The sequence below is a fragment of the Rhodococcus sp. IEGM 1307 genome (assembly GCF_030056915.1).
GTDB lineage: Bacteria > Actinomycetota > Actinomycetes > Mycobacteriales > Mycobacteriaceae > Rhodococcus_F > Rhodococcus_F opacus_D.
Genome location: NZ_JASHKW010000001.1, coordinates 212,983 through 225,075, shown reverse-complemented (window position 1 = coordinate 225,075; position 12,093 = coordinate 212,983). Strand labels below are relative to the sequence as shown.

14 protein-coding genes are annotated in these 12,093 nt (G+C 69.1%); 2 read left to right on the top strand and 12 right to left on the bottom strand.

What is annotated here, in order from left to right; translation table 11 throughout:
* Window positions 1-20: 20 nt before the first annotated feature.
* Window positions 21-1,673 carry a (2,3-dihydroxybenzoyl)adenylate synthase gene (locus tag QM841_RS01050; protein WP_283330603.1) on the top strand — a complete coding sequence of 551 codons (1,653 nt, stop codon included), beginning with the start codon at window positions 21-23 and terminating at the stop codon, window positions 1,671-1,673.
* Window positions 1,674-1,683: 10 nt separating this feature from the next.
* Here the strand turns inward: QM841_RS01050 and QM841_RS01045 are convergent, their stop codons facing one another.
* From QM841_RS01045 to QM841_RS01035, 3 genes are read right to left on the bottom strand one after another with little or no spacing between them, the layout of a single operon-like run.
* A complete protein-coding gene (locus QM841_RS01045) occupies window positions 1,684-2,502 on the bottom strand; it encodes an ABC transporter permease (RefSeq protein ID WP_283330602.1) in 819 nt (272 codons plus the stop codon).
* Complete coding sequence (locus QM841_RS01040) at window positions 2,462-3,307, bottom strand: ABC transporter ATP-binding protein (protein ID WP_283330601.1); 846 nt, start codon at window positions 3,305-3,307, stop codon at window positions 2,462-2,464. Before QM841_RS01040 ends, QM841_RS01045 begins: the two co-directional genes overlap by 41 nt.
* Window positions 3,304-3,783, bottom strand: coding sequence for a MarR family winged helix-turn-helix transcriptional regulator (locus QM841_RS01035; RefSeq protein ID WP_280778773.1), 480 nt, complete (start codon window positions 3,781-3,783; stop codon window positions 3,304-3,306). Before QM841_RS01035 ends, QM841_RS01040 begins: the two co-directional genes overlap by 4 nt.
* Window positions 3,784-3,882: 99 nt before the next feature.
* Between QM841_RS01035 and QM841_RS01030 the strand changes: the two genes are divergently transcribed.
* Window positions 3,883-4,647 (top strand): NRDE family protein, encoded by a 765-nt coding sequence (locus QM841_RS01030; RefSeq protein ID WP_283330600.1) that lies wholly within the window; start codon window positions 3,883-3,885, stop codon window positions 4,645-4,647.
* A gap of 33 nt (window positions 4,648-4,680) precedes the next feature.
* Here the strand turns inward: QM841_RS01030 and QM841_RS01025 are convergent, their stop codons facing one another.
* The 9 genes from QM841_RS01025 to QM841_RS00985 form a co-directional block, all read right to left on the bottom strand.
* Window positions 4,681-5,094 (bottom strand): HIT family protein, encoded by a 414-nt coding sequence (locus tag QM841_RS01025; RefSeq protein WP_283330599.1) that lies wholly within the window; start codon window positions 5,092-5,094, stop codon window positions 4,681-4,683.
* A gap of 74 nt (window positions 5,095-5,168) precedes the next feature.
* The gene (gene purB / locus QM841_RS01020; protein ID WP_283330598.1) at window positions 5,169-6,590 is read right to left on the bottom strand and encodes an adenylosuccinate lyase; all 1,422 of its coding nucleotides are present in this window, start codon (window positions 6,588-6,590) and stop codon (window positions 5,169-5,171) included.
* A 22-nt stretch (window positions 6,591-6,612) separates the two neighbouring features.
* Window positions 6,613-7,242, bottom strand: a complete 630-nt coding sequence (locus tag QM841_RS01015) for a TetR/AcrR family transcriptional regulator (protein ID WP_283330597.1) — start codon at window positions 7,240-7,242, stop codon at window positions 6,613-6,615.
* Between the two features lie 296 nt (window positions 7,243-7,538).
* The gene (locus QM841_RS01010; protein WP_283330596.1) at window positions 7,539-8,219 is read right to left on the bottom strand and encodes a DUF998 domain-containing protein; all 681 of its coding nucleotides are present in this window, start codon (window positions 8,217-8,219) and stop codon (window positions 7,539-7,541) included.
* Window positions 8,220-8,311: 92 nt separating this feature from the next.
* Window positions 8,312-8,908, bottom strand: a complete 597-nt coding sequence (locus QM841_RS01005; RefSeq protein ID WP_283330595.1) for a PepSY domain-containing protein — start codon at window positions 8,906-8,908, stop codon at window positions 8,312-8,314.
* A 107-nt stretch (window positions 8,909-9,015) separates the two neighbouring features.
* Window positions 9,016-9,429, bottom strand: coding sequence for a DUF1707 SHOCT-like domain-containing protein (locus QM841_RS01000; protein ID WP_280778781.1), 414 nt, complete (start codon window positions 9,427-9,429; stop codon window positions 9,016-9,018).
* A gap of 56 nt (window positions 9,430-9,485) precedes the next feature.
* Window positions 9,486-9,773, bottom strand: a complete 288-nt coding sequence (locus QM841_RS00995; protein ID WP_283330594.1) for a PLDc N-terminal domain-containing protein — start codon at window positions 9,771-9,773, stop codon at window positions 9,486-9,488.
* 101 nt (window positions 9,774-9,874) lie between these two features.
* Window positions 9,875-11,041 carry a pyridoxal phosphate-dependent aminotransferase gene (locus tag QM841_RS00990; RefSeq protein WP_283330593.1) on the bottom strand — a complete coding sequence of 389 codons (1,167 nt, stop codon included), beginning with the start codon at window positions 11,039-11,041 and terminating at the stop codon, window positions 9,875-9,877.
* A gap of 23 nt (window positions 11,042-11,064) precedes the next feature.
* Window positions 11,065-11,991, bottom strand: a complete 927-nt coding sequence (locus tag QM841_RS00985) for a LysR family transcriptional regulator (protein WP_283330958.1) — start codon at window positions 11,989-11,991, stop codon at window positions 11,065-11,067.
* Window positions 11,992-12,093: the final 102 nt, after the last annotated feature.

Below are 12,093 nucleotides of genomic sequence, written 5' to 3'. Positions count from 1 at the left end.
TGCCCGTGAAAGGACTTTCGATGACCACGAGCGTTCGCGCTCCCCTGGAGACCACCGTCGGCTACCCCGCCGACCTCGCCGCACGCTACCGTGACGCCGGGTACTGGACGGACGAGACGTTCCAGCAGTTCCTGGGCGCCCGCGCCGAGCAATTCGGGGACGCGATCGCCGTGACCGGGCCGGACGCGTCCGGGGTCGACCGTTCCCTCACCTACCGGCAACTGTCCGACCGCGCCGACCGGCTCGCCGCCGGGCTGCAGTCGTCGGGGGTGCAGCCCGGCGACCGGGTGGTGGTGCAATTGCCGAACGTCGTCGAGTACGTCGAGGTGATCTTCGCGGTCTTCCGGCTCGGCGCACTGCCGGTGTTCGCGCTTCCCGCGCACCGCGCCCAGGAGATCTCCTACTTCTGCAGCTTCACCAACGCCGCGGCCTACGTCGTCACCGATACGCACGCAGGATTCGACTACCGCACCCTCGCCCGCGACGTGGTGGCCTCGGCCGAGAATCCGCCCCGAATCATCGTGGCCGGGGACGCGGAGGAGTTCACGTCACTCGACGAACTGCGGGCGGCGGAACCGATCTCGGACGGGCCGGCGGTGGGTCCGGAATCCGTGGCATTCCTGCAGCTCTCGGGCGGAACCACCGGGGTGTCGAAGCTGATCCCGCGCACCCACACCGACTACCTGTACTCGGTGCGCGAGTCGGACCGCATCTGCGGTGTCGACGAGAGCACCCGCATGCTCGTCGTTCTGCCTGCGGCGCACAATTTTCCGATGAGCTCACCGGGCATCCTCGGTGTGCTGCACGCCGGTGGTCGCGTGGTGCTCGCGCCGGATCCGAGTCCCGACACCGCGTTCGCGCTCATCGAGAAGGAGGGCGTCACGATCGCGTCGCTGGTGCCGCCGCTCGCGTTGGCGTGGCTCGCCGCCAGTGGTCGCACGGAACGCGACCTCTCGAGCCTCGAGGTGCTGCAGGTGGGCGGTGCCAAATTCAGCGCCGAGGCCGCGAAGCGGGTCCGTCCCGAACTCGGGTGCACGCTGCAGCAGGTCTTCGGGATGGCGGAGGGCCTGGTCAACTACACCCGGCTCGACGACCCGGAAGACACGATCGTCACCACCCAGGGCAGACCGATCAGCCCCGACGACGAGGTCCGGGTCGTCGACGACCGGGGCGAGCCCGTCCCGAACGGCACGTCCGGTCATCTGCTCACCCGCGGCCCGTACACCATCCGCGGGTATTACCGGGCTCCCGAACACAATTCGACGGCGTTCACCGAGGACGGCTTCTACCGCACCGGCGACATCGTCCGGCTCACGGACGACGGCTACCTCGTCGTCGAGGGCCGCGCGAAGGACCAGATCAACCGCGGCGGCGAGAAGGTGGCCGCGGAAGAGGTCGAGAACCATCTCCTCGCACACCCCGCCGTCGCCGACGTCGCGGTGGTGTCGATGCCCGACCCGTATCTCGGTGAACGGAGTTGCGCGTTCGTCGTGGTCCAGGGCGAGCAGCCGAAGGCCGTCGAACTCAAGAAGTTCGTCCGCGGCCGCGGACTCGCCGAATACAAGGTGCCGGACAAGGTCGTGTTCGTCGACGAGTTCCCGGTCACCGGCGTCGGCAAGATCAGCAAGTCCGACCTGCGCCGGGCACTGGAGAAGACGTTCGTGACTTCGTGACCCCACCCGGCTATCGGGACAGTCGCCCCAGCAGCGCGGACGCGACGGCGATCCCGAGCACCGCGGCCGCCACGAGCACCCCGAAGTCCAGCCAGTAGTTCGTCGGCTGGCCGATCAGCAGCCCCCTGAGTGCGGACACCTCGTAACTCAGGGGGTTGGCGCGGCTGATCGCCTGGACCCACCCCGGCATCAATTCCACCGGGTACAGCGCGTTCGACGCGAAGAACAGCGGCATCGTGATCGCCTGCCCGATCCCCATCAGCCGGTCGCGTTTGAGCACCACCCCGGCGATGGCCACCGACAGGCACGAGAAGAACGCCGCTCCCAGCACCACGACCGCGACGACACCCAGAAGTCGCACCGGATTCCACGTCATTCCGACGCCGAGCAGCGCCGCCACGACCACGACGACCACGGCCTGGGCCACCGCGCGAACACCGGCCGCGAACGCCTTACCCGTGACGAGAGCCGCACGCGGAGTGGGTGTCACGAGCAGTTTGGTCAGGACCCCGGCGTCGCGTTCCCAGATGATCTGGATGCCGTAGAAGATCGCCACGAAGAGCGCCGACTGGGCGATGATGCCCGGCGCCAGATAGTCCAGGTAGGGGACGTCGCCGGTCGGGATCGCGCGGATGCGGCTGAACGTCTCCCCGAAGATGACGAGCCACAGGATCGGCTGGATCGCGCGGGTCACCAACTCCGTGCGGTCGTGGCGGAGCTTCTGCAATTCGACCAGACAGAACGTGACGATCCGCGACAACAACCGGAGCGCATCCCGGGTCGGCGGTTCAGCCCAGACGGCGGGCAGTGCGGCGGGCGCTACGGACATCCCGGAGCCCTCCCTTCTCGTCGGCGGTGAGGCTGTCACCGGTGAAGTGGCGGAAGACGTCGTCGAGCGTCGCGTCCGGCCCCAGTTCGGCGACGAGTCCCGATGGGGAACCGACCGCCCGCAGTTCGCCGCGGTGCATCAACGCGACCCGATCACACAGCGCCTCGGCCTCTTCCATGTAGTGGGTGGTGAGCAGGACCGTCATCCCGTACTGCTTCTGCATCTCGGTGACGCGGGTCCACACCGAATCCCGCGCCACCGGATCGAGCCCGACCGTCGGTTCGTCGAGCACCAGCAACGACGGCCGGTTGACCAACGCCTGCGCGAGTTCGAGGCGCCGGACCATGCCGCCCGAGAAACTCGACGCGACCCGGTCGGCGACGTCGGCGAGATCCACCGTCTCCAGCACCTCGTCCACCCGGCGCCTGCGTTCGGACCGGGGTACGTCGTACAGGCGGGCGAACCAGGACACGTTCTCACGGGCGGTGAGCGCGCCTTCGATCGACAACTGTTGCGGCACATACCCGAGCAGCCGTCGAACGGCCATCGCCTGGGTGCGCACGTCGAACCCGAAGATGCTCACGTCGCCGCCCTGCAGTGGGAGAAGGGTGTTGAGCAGTCGGATCGTGGTGGTCTTCCCCGCCCCGTTGGGGCCGAGAAGGCCGAAGCACTCCCCCGCCTCGATCACGAGGCTCAGGTCCTTCACCGCGGTGTAGTCCCCAAACGAGTAGGTCACGTGCGACAGTTCCAGCGCGTCGCCTGCCGACCGCTGTCGTGCGGCGGTCTGCGCCCTGCGAAACATCATCTGACGACCTCCCGATCGGTCGGCCCGGCCTGATCCGGGTGGAGCGCTCCGGCGAGGCGGGTGATGGCGGGGATGGCGGATTCGATGGCCTTCCTGTCCTCGGCACTCAGCCCGTCGAATGCGGCGGCGACCTCGATGTTGCGGCGGTCGCGCCAACGCTCGACCTGTGCCCGAGCGTCGTCGGTGAGCGCCAGGCGGGCGACGCGGCGGTCGGACTCGTCCCGCACCCGTTCGACCAGCCCGGCGTCGGTCAGTTGCCGCACGAGGGTGGAAACGGTGTTCGCCGCGAGGCCCAGGGCCGCCGCGGCCTCCGCTACGGACGTGCCGGGCCTGCGACGGAGCAGACGCACCAACTCCACCTGTGACCCCGTCAACGGGGTCTCCGGCCACGGCCGCCCGACTCGACGGCGCGTGTGCCGGCGCAGCAATCCGATTGCGGCGAAGAGCTGTTCGGCAGGCGACTCGTTCTGTGCCATGAAATCAATATAGCTCTGTTTCAGAGGTATTACGAGGGCGGCTACGCTCGGGCATGCACAAGCGAGTTCGGATGATCGAGGTGACGAGGAGACGTCTGCATGTGCCTGGTCCTGTTCGCCTGGCATACCCGCCCCGACCTCCCCCTCGTCGTCGCGGCCAACCGCGACGAGTTCTACGCCCGGCCCACCGAACCGCTGAGCAGGTGGGACGACGGGTTCCTCGCGGGCCGCGATCTGCTCGCCGGCGGCACCTGGATGGGAATTGCCGACTCCCAGCGATTCGCGGCCGTCACCAACGTCCGCAACGGCGCCCCCTCGACCGGGGCGCGGTCCCGCGGCGCCCTGCCCGTCGACTACCTCCGCGGCGGGCTGTCACCCGCCGACTACGCCGAACAGGTGGCCGCGACCGGCGCCGAGTACGGCAGTTTCAACCTGCTCGTCGGCGACCCCACGGAACTGTGGTGGGCCACCAACCGGCCCCACGGCAGGCGGCAGCGGGTGGAACCCGGCGTCCACGGCCTGTCCAACGCCGAACTCGACACGCCGTGGCCGAAGGTGACCGGCGGCAAGCAGGCATTCGCGGCCGCCCTCGCAGCCGACGACGGCAGCCCCGAGGCCGACCCGGGGGCATACTTCGACGTGCTCGCCGACAGCGACCCCGCACCGTGGGACTCACTGCCCGACACGGGCATCGAACCCGAACTCGAGCGCGCCCTGTCGTCCCGGTTCATTCACTACGGCGACTACGGGACGCGGGCGTCGACACTGCTGCGGGTCCGGCCGGACGGCACCTTCGACATCACCGAACGACGGTTCGACGAGAACGGCCCCACCGGCGAGGTCCGCTTCCCCGCACGTGAGTGACAAAGTGTGCTCCCGCACGCTTTGCCACTCACGTCAGGTGAGGGAGGAACGGATGACGCCCGCCGTCTGATCGAGCGCGACCCGGCTCGGCGACTTCGGCATTCCGCGCAGCCCGAACCCGTCACCGGCCGTCCGGGGAACGACGTGCAGGTGGACGTGGAAGACCTCCTGGCCGGCGGCGATCCCGTCGGCGAGGAACAAGTTGACGCCCTGGGCACGCATCGGCCCGTGACGCAGCGCGGTCGCGATGCGCTGTCCCACCGCGAACACCGCCGCGCCGTCGCCCGGGTCGAGGTCGGCGAGCCCGCTCGCGTGCCGCTTCGGGACCACCAGCAGGTGTCCGGAGGTCCACGGCCGGATGTCCATGAACGCCATCACGTCGTCGTCCTCGTGCACGACGCTGGCGTCGGATCGGCCCGACACGATCTCGCAGAAAATGCAGTTCACGGGTAGGCACCTCCGGTGCTTGTGCGCCTTTTCGGTAGTCCCCGCTACCAAAAAGGCGCACGGGCGCTACGCGCCTACAGGATCGGGGACGGCTGGTAGGCGGCTGCCTCAGGGTTGGCGTCGACGAGCTTCTGCACCTGCGCGACGACCGTGGCGACCTGCGACTCGGCGGCACCGATGAACGCCTTCTTGTCGGCGAGGGCCTCGTCGAGGGCGGCCCGGTCGAGGGGCAGGCGGTCGTCGGCGGCCAGACGGTCGAGGAGGTCGGGTTCCCTGCCCTCCTCGCGCATCGCCAGCGCGACGGCGACGGCGTGTTCCTTGATGACCTCGTGCGCCGTCTCCCGGCCCACTCCGGCCCGCACCAGGGCCATCAGGACCTTGGTGGTGGCGAGGAACGGCAGGTACCGGGTGAGTTCCTTCTCGATGACGGCGGGGTAGGCGCCGAATTCGGCGAGCACGGTCAGGAACGTCTCGATCAGTCCGTCGATCGCGAAGAACGCGTCCGGCAGCGCGACGCGGCGCACCACCGAGCAGAACACGTCGCCCTCGTTCCACTGCGCGCCCGCGAGCTCGGCGGCCATGGTCGCGTACCCGCGCAGCACGACCTGCAGTCCGTTGACGCGCTCGCAGGAGCGGGTGTTCATCTTGTGCGGCATCGCGGACGAGCCGACCTGGCCGGGCTGGAAGCCCTCGGTGACCAGTTCGTGGCCGGCCATCAGGCGGATGGTGTGCGCGAACGACGACGGCCCGGCCGCCACCTGCACCAGCGCCGACAGCACGTCGTGGTCCAGCGACCGCGGGTACACCTGGCCGACGCTCGTGAACACGTGGGAGAAGCCGAGGTGCTCGGCGACCTTCTGCTCCAGCGCCTCCAGCTTGGACGCGTCGCCGTCGAGGAGGTCGAGCATGTCCTGCGCGGTGCCCATGGGCCCCTTGATGCCGCGCAGCGGGTAGCGGTCGATCAACTCGCGCAGCCGGGTGAGCGCGACGAGCAGTTCGTCGGCGGCGGACGCGAACCGCTTGCCCAGTGTGGTGGCCTGCGCCGCGACGTTGTGCGACCGGCCTGCCATGACGAGGCTGCCGTACTCGGCGGCCCGCTCGGCCAGCCGGGCGGCGACCGCGACACCGTGCGCGTGGACGTGCTCGAGCGACCGCAGGATCTGCAGCTGCTCGACGTTCTCGGTGAGGTCGCGGCTGGTCAGACCCTTGTGAACCTGCTCGTGCCCGGCGAGTGCGTTGAATTCCTCGATGCGGGCCTTCACGTCGTGGCGCGTGACGCGCTCGCGGTCGGCGATGGAGTCGAGGTCCACCTGCTCGAGCACCCGCTCGTAGTCGGCGAGCGCCTCGGCCGGCACGTCGATCCCGAGTTCCGCCTGGGCACGCAGCACGGCGAGCCACAGCTGACGCTCGAGGACGATCTTGTGCTCGGGCGACCACAACTCGACGAGTTCGGGGCTGGCGTAACGGTTGGCAAGGACGTTCGGGATGCGGCTCACGAGTCCTCAGTTTACGGCGGTGCTACAGCTCGACGTGGTCCGGCCGGTCGAGGGCGGGCGCGACGACGTCGACGACGTCGAGCAGCATGGCCCGGGCTAGGGCACGCAGGTCGGGGTCGTGTTCGCCGAGCGCGGTCACCAGAGCTCCGTCGACGACGGCGACGAGCCGTCGGAGTTGCTCCTGCCGGACGTCGCGGTCGGAGCGTCGCAGGGCCTCGGTGAGTATGTCGTCGAGTTGCGCGCGCAACCGCAACTGCACCTCGCGCAGTTCGGGGCGACGCGCGCAGGCCGTGAACCGCTCGTACCGGGAGATCAGCCTCTCGCGGCAGTCCTCACTGATCAGTGCCGGTCCGACGAGTAGCTCGAGGAGGAGGTCGACGGTGGATTCGCGGCCGCGGCGCCGGTGCGTGACGTCGTCGACGCGGCTGCGCATGACCGCGAGATCGCGGTTGCCGTTGCATTCGACGGCCTTCGCGATCAGGTCGTCCAGCGACTCGAAATAGTAGGTAGTCGACGCGAGCGGAAGGTCGGCCCGGGTGGCCACCGAGCGGTGCCGGACCGCGTCGAATCCGCCCTCGAGCAGCAGATCGGCGGCAGCCTCGACCAGCGCCTGTCGGCGCCGTTCGCCCTTCGGAGTTGCCGCAGATGACACCAATTCATCCTGCCAGCCGCGGGTGCCGCACCAGGGCAAATTGGACGACAGACCGCGAAGTATGTGGGCTGCGGAGGCCGCCCGCGTAGCGTCGGGACCATGCGGGTGTCGGTGCGGATCGCAGGCGCGGACCGCGGCCGAAACCCTGCCTCGGTCCGAGGTCCTCGAGTTCCCCGGTCTGGGCCACGACGTGCTGCAGTCCTCGGATTGCGCCCCGGCCGTCACGGTCGGCTTTCTCGAGAACCCGGTCGGCAGCTACGACACGAGTTGCCTCGCGCGAGCACAGATGCCGTCCTTCACGACCGGATGAGATCCAGGGGCCGGCAGTTGAGGCGACGGAGCCGCAGGGCGATGGTCACCAGCGCCGGGAATGTCACGGCGAGAAGCGTGAACCGCTGGAGAAGTCCGGCGACGTCGTGCAGCGGGGCACCCTCCGGCATCGCGAACCGGCCCAGCATCACGAAGCATCCCAGTCCGAGGACCCCGGCGACCGCGGTGTACCACGCCAGGCCGCGCCACCGCGGATCGGCGGCGAACCGGCGCGACAGCACCAGCAGCGACAGCGCGCTGCAGGAGAAGAACGTGACCCCCGAGATCACATGGTGGCCGGGGTCGTAGGCGTTCCCGGTCGCGTCCTCACGCAACGGGAACCCGGCGGCAAGAACCAGCCCCACCGCCGCCGCGCCGAGCAGAGCCGGTCCCGCCCAGCCGAAGCGTGTCGCCGCGATGCCGCGGTGCAGTCCGGCCGCGAAGATCAGCAGTAGCACGGCGAACGCCAGGAAGTTCAGCTGCTGGATCCACCCACTCGGGTCCGCCTCGAGAGCGCTGATCGGGTCGGCGATCGAGCTGTAGTCGTCCCGGAGGAATACCTCCTGGGCGACGAACCCCGCGGTGAACACCAGCGGTCCCGCTGCGCCCGCACGGGCGGCCCACCGCTGGAAGTCGGAGCGCGACACGAGAACTGACGTGTTGACCATGCCTTCGACGCTAGAGCGACGTCACCACCCGGGCATCGGAAAATTCACCCATCCCGCCCCGGGCGGAACATGGGTCGTTCTACCCACTGCGGTCAGTTGTCGGGAAGGACGGCTCCGGTCGCCGCGTCGACGTTCACGTCGTAATCCCAGCCCTTGGCGTCGCGGATGTGAATGTGCCACACCGCCGTACCATCCCGCTGCTGCTGCTCGGCGTTCGCGACCGTGCCACCCGGGACCGTCGCGACCGCGATCTGCTCCGCCTGCTGCTGGGTGACCGCCCCGCCGGCGGGGGGCGCGGGTGCGGGCGTCGCGGTGGTCTCCCTGTTCTGACTGTCGGGCACCACCGCGCCGGTCGCCGCATCGACATTCACGTCGTAGTCGTAGCCCCGCGTGTCGCGGATGTGGACGTGCCACACCGTCTTACCGTCCCGCTGTTGTTCCTCGGAGTTAACGACCGTGCCACCCGGGACCGTCGCGACGGCGATCTGCTCCGCCTGCTGCTTGGTGACCGCGGATGCCACCGCCGTGCCCGTCGTTGTGGGCGCCGTCGTCGTGGCCGTGGCAGACGCCGTGGCACTGGCAGAGGTCGACGAGGTGTCACTGCTGTCGGAACCGCACCCACCCAGCAGCAGCGCGGAGGCCGCAACAACCGGGATCAGGCTCGCACATCGCACAATTCTGGTGGTCATCGTGGCTCCTCGATCGCTCGACGGCGTGGACCTGCCTGTCAGAGTACGGGAGCGACAACCGACCTCGCGGTAGTTTTCCGCAGTTCTCGCCGGTCCGGGTCAGCCCGTCACCACGCCCGGCACGACCGCCTGCCGAAGCCGCGCCGGGCCAGCACGAGCCAGACGATGGGCAGGAAGACGAGCGGGGGGACGCGGACCAGGGCGACCCACAGGATCGCGGCGAGCACGGCCACCACGAACACGAGTGTCCGCAGCGCCGCGGCCTCCCGTCCCGGATCACGGCGCACGCGATCGGGTTCGGGCACGAAGCGCTGTTTGTCCGGGAGGTCCGCGAAGAGCGGCGTGAGGTCGGCGGCGGTCTTGGCGAGGTACGCCTGACGGACCCTCGCGTCGAACTCGTCGGTCTCGAGCCGTCCGGCTGCGAAATGTTCGGCGAGTGCCGCCGCGGCTTGCTCCCGTTCCACGGTCCCGATGCGGACTCCGCCGGGAACGGGTGGCTGTGGATGACTGATGTCGCTCATGTCGTCGCCTCAGGGCCGGTGTGTAACACTGTAATCCTAGCCACAGTGTAGGCCTTCTACTCCTGGTCGCGCCCGTGGAAACCTTCCCGGCGCTGCTCCTCCGCCCGTTCCCGGCACCGCCGCACGAACTCGGCTTCCTCCGGGTCGGTGGGCAGCTGACCTCCCTGGTCCTTCTGCGGCCGTCCGACGAGGAGCCACAACACCGAGCCGACGAGCGGAAGCAGCAGCACGATCACCAGCCAGCCCTCCTTCGAGAGGTTCCGGAACTGGTCGTCGTCGGTGGTGATGGCGTCGGCGAAGCACAGGACCCACAACACGAATGCGAACAACGCGATGTACAGCATCGCCGTTCTCCTTGCCTGGCACGCCCGAACACGCAGTGCGCCCAAGTCCATCGAACAACTGCAGCGGCGGCGCCGCAAGAGGCGTGGCCGGGAAACTCCGGCTACAGCCAGCGACCCAGTCGCACCAGCGATTCCCGGACCTCGGCTGTGGATCCGGCGAACGACAGCCGGACCGTCCGGTCGCCGTGGACGGTGTCGAAATCGATGCCCGGGGCCAGCGCCAGACCGGTGTCCTGCAGCAGTCGCGAGCACCATTCCGTCGACGTCGCGCCGTGGGATCCGCCGAGCAGGTGCCCGATGTCGGCGTACACGTAGAACGCGCCGTCGGCTGGCGCCAGGTCGGTGATACCCAGTTCCGGGAGTCCGGTGAGCAGCAGCTCCCGGTTGACGGCGTAGCGCTGGACGTGGCCGTCGAGCTCGGCCCTCGATTCCTCGGTGAACGCGGCGATCGCCGCGTACTGGGAGATGGCGGGCGGGCATACCGTCATGTTCGACGCGAGCCGCTGCAACGGGCGACGCAGCCCCTCGGGCACCAGCATCCAGCCCAGCCGCCAGCCCGTCATCGAGAAGTACTTCGACACCGATCCGACGACGACGGATTCGCGCGACGTCTCCCACGAGCTGGTCATCGCCTGCTCGCCGTATCCGATGCCGTGATAGATCTCGTCGGAGATCAGCAGCGTCCCGTGCTCGTCGCACCAGCGGGCGAGGGCGGCCAATTCGCCGGGGTCGATGACGGTGCCCGTGGGGTTGGCGGGGCTGGCGACGATCAGTCCGGCAGGCGGCTCGGGCAGGGCGTCGAGCATCGCGACCGTCGGCTGGAACCGGGTGTCTGCTCCGCAGTCGATCTCGATGACGGTGCAGCCGAGCGCGGCGAGCGTGTTCCGGTAGGCCGGGTAGCCGGGGCGGGCCACCACGACGGTGTCGCCGACGTCGAACGCGGCGAGGAACAGCAGCGTGAACGCACCCGAGGATCCGGTGGTCACGACGACGTCCTCGGCATCGACGTCGATACCGGACTTGGCGGAGTGGTATCCGGCGATCGCCTCCCGCAACGGCAGAATGCCGAATGTCTCCGTGTAGCCGAGCAGGTGTCCGTCGAGCACTTCCCGCGTCGCGCGGAGCACCGGCTGCGGCGCGGGAGTGGACGGCTGTCCCGCCGCGAGCGTCAGCACGTCACCGTGGGTGCGCTGACGTTCGGTGGCGGCCTTCCACACGTCCATCACGTGGAAGGTCTGGATGTTGGACCGCTGGGATTCTGGACGCACCCCTTGACGCTAGCGTGACGCGCTCACTGCCCCGCCAACGCGTCCCGCTGCGACTCCACCGTCTCCCGGATCGCCCCCACCACCGCCGCGACCTCCGGTCGGCGCAACGACTCGGGTCGCGCCACGAGCCAGTACGCCAGCGTGGCCTCGACCTGCCCGGGCAGCACCCGCACGAGGTCGGCGTGGCGGTCGGCCATGAAGCACGGCAGCAATCCGATGCCCGCCGACGCCCGGGTGGCCTCGACGTGCACGAACACGTTGGTCGACGTCACCGATTCGCGCATCGAGACGGTGAGGCGGCGCGCGAGGTCGAGTTCGTCGACCTGCAGCATCGAGTCGATGAAGTAGACGAGTGAGTGATCGGCCAGATCTCCCACCTGCCTCGGGGTGCCGTGTTCGGACAGGTACGCCTTCGCGCCGTACAGGCCGAGGGTGTAGTCGGCCAGCCACAGCGCCTCCGCCCGGTGCACCTGCGGCTTGCCCACGACGATCTCGATGTCGAGCCCCGAGCGATGCTGTGAGGCCCGGCGGGTGATCGCGACGATCTCCACGGACACCTCGGGGTGCCTGCTGCGGATCAGTGCGCCGGCGGGTGCCGCGATGTAGGCGCTGAACCCGTCGGTCGCCGATACCCGGACCACGCCCTTCAGGTGGTCGGCGCGGCCGGGTTCGGCGACGAGTCCGTGGACGGCGGCCTCCACGCGTTCGGCCGCGGTCAGCGCCTGCCGCCCGAGGTCGGTGAGTTCCCACCCGCCCGCGGCCTTCACGAGGACCCGGCCGCCGAGGCTTTTCTCCAGACTCGCGATCCGCCGCGAGATGGTCGTGTGGTTGACGCCCAGGTCGTCGGCGGCGGTGTTGAAGCGGCCGGTCCGCCCCACTGCCAGCAGTACGAGCAGGTCATCGGCGCTGGGCAGGGCTGTTCCAGAGGTCACTTGTGCATATTTGCACATGCCGACTGCAGGTTGCGTCATTGTGTGCGCACAAATATGCATCAATACTCGGCAGGACCAATGAACTGTGTCCCCAGTCACAACGGGGTACGGAGTGTAACG

What these genes read in the sequence shown, in the direction of transcription:
- QM841_RS01050 (WP_283330603.1), top strand. Translation starts at nt 21, where the DNA reads ATGACCACGAGCGTTCGCGCTCCCCTGGAGACCACCGTCGGCTACCCC.
- QM841_RS01045 (WP_283330602.1), bottom strand. Translation starts at nt 2,502, where the DNA reads ATGTCCGTAGCGCCCGCCGCACTGCCCGCCGTCTGGGCTGAACCGCCG.
- QM841_RS01040 (WP_283330601.1), bottom strand. Translation starts at nt 3,307, where the DNA reads ATGATGTTTCGCAGGGCGCAGACCGCCGCACGACAGCGGTCGGCAGGC.
- QM841_RS01035 (WP_280778773.1), bottom strand. Translation starts at nt 3,783, where the DNA reads ATGGCACAGAACGAGTCGCCTGCCGAACAGCTCTTCGCCGCAATCGGA.
- QM841_RS01030 (WP_283330600.1), top strand. Translation starts at nt 3,883, where the DNA reads ATGTGCCTGGTCCTGTTCGCCTGGCATACCCGCCCCGACCTCCCCCTC.
- QM841_RS01010 (WP_283330596.1), bottom strand. Translation starts at nt 8,219, where the DNA reads ATGGTCAACACGTCAGTTCTCGTGTCGCGCTCCGACTTCCAGCGGTGG.
- QM841_RS01005 (WP_283330595.1), bottom strand. Translation starts at nt 8,908, where the DNA reads ATGACCACCAGAATTGTGCGATGTGCGAGCCTGATCCCGGTTGTTGCG.
- QM841_RS01000 (WP_280778781.1), bottom strand. Translation starts at nt 9,429, where the DNA reads ATGAGCGACATCAGTCATCCACAGCCACCCGTTCCCGGCGGAGTCCGC.
- QM841_RS00995 (WP_283330594.1), bottom strand. Translation starts at nt 9,773, where the DNA reads ATGCTGTACATCGCGTTGTTCGCATTCGTGTTGTGGGTCCTGTGCTTC.
- QM841_RS00985 (WP_283330958.1), bottom strand. Translation starts at nt 11,991, where the DNA reads ATGTGCAAATATGCACAAGTGACCTCTGGAACAGCCCTGCCCAGCGCC.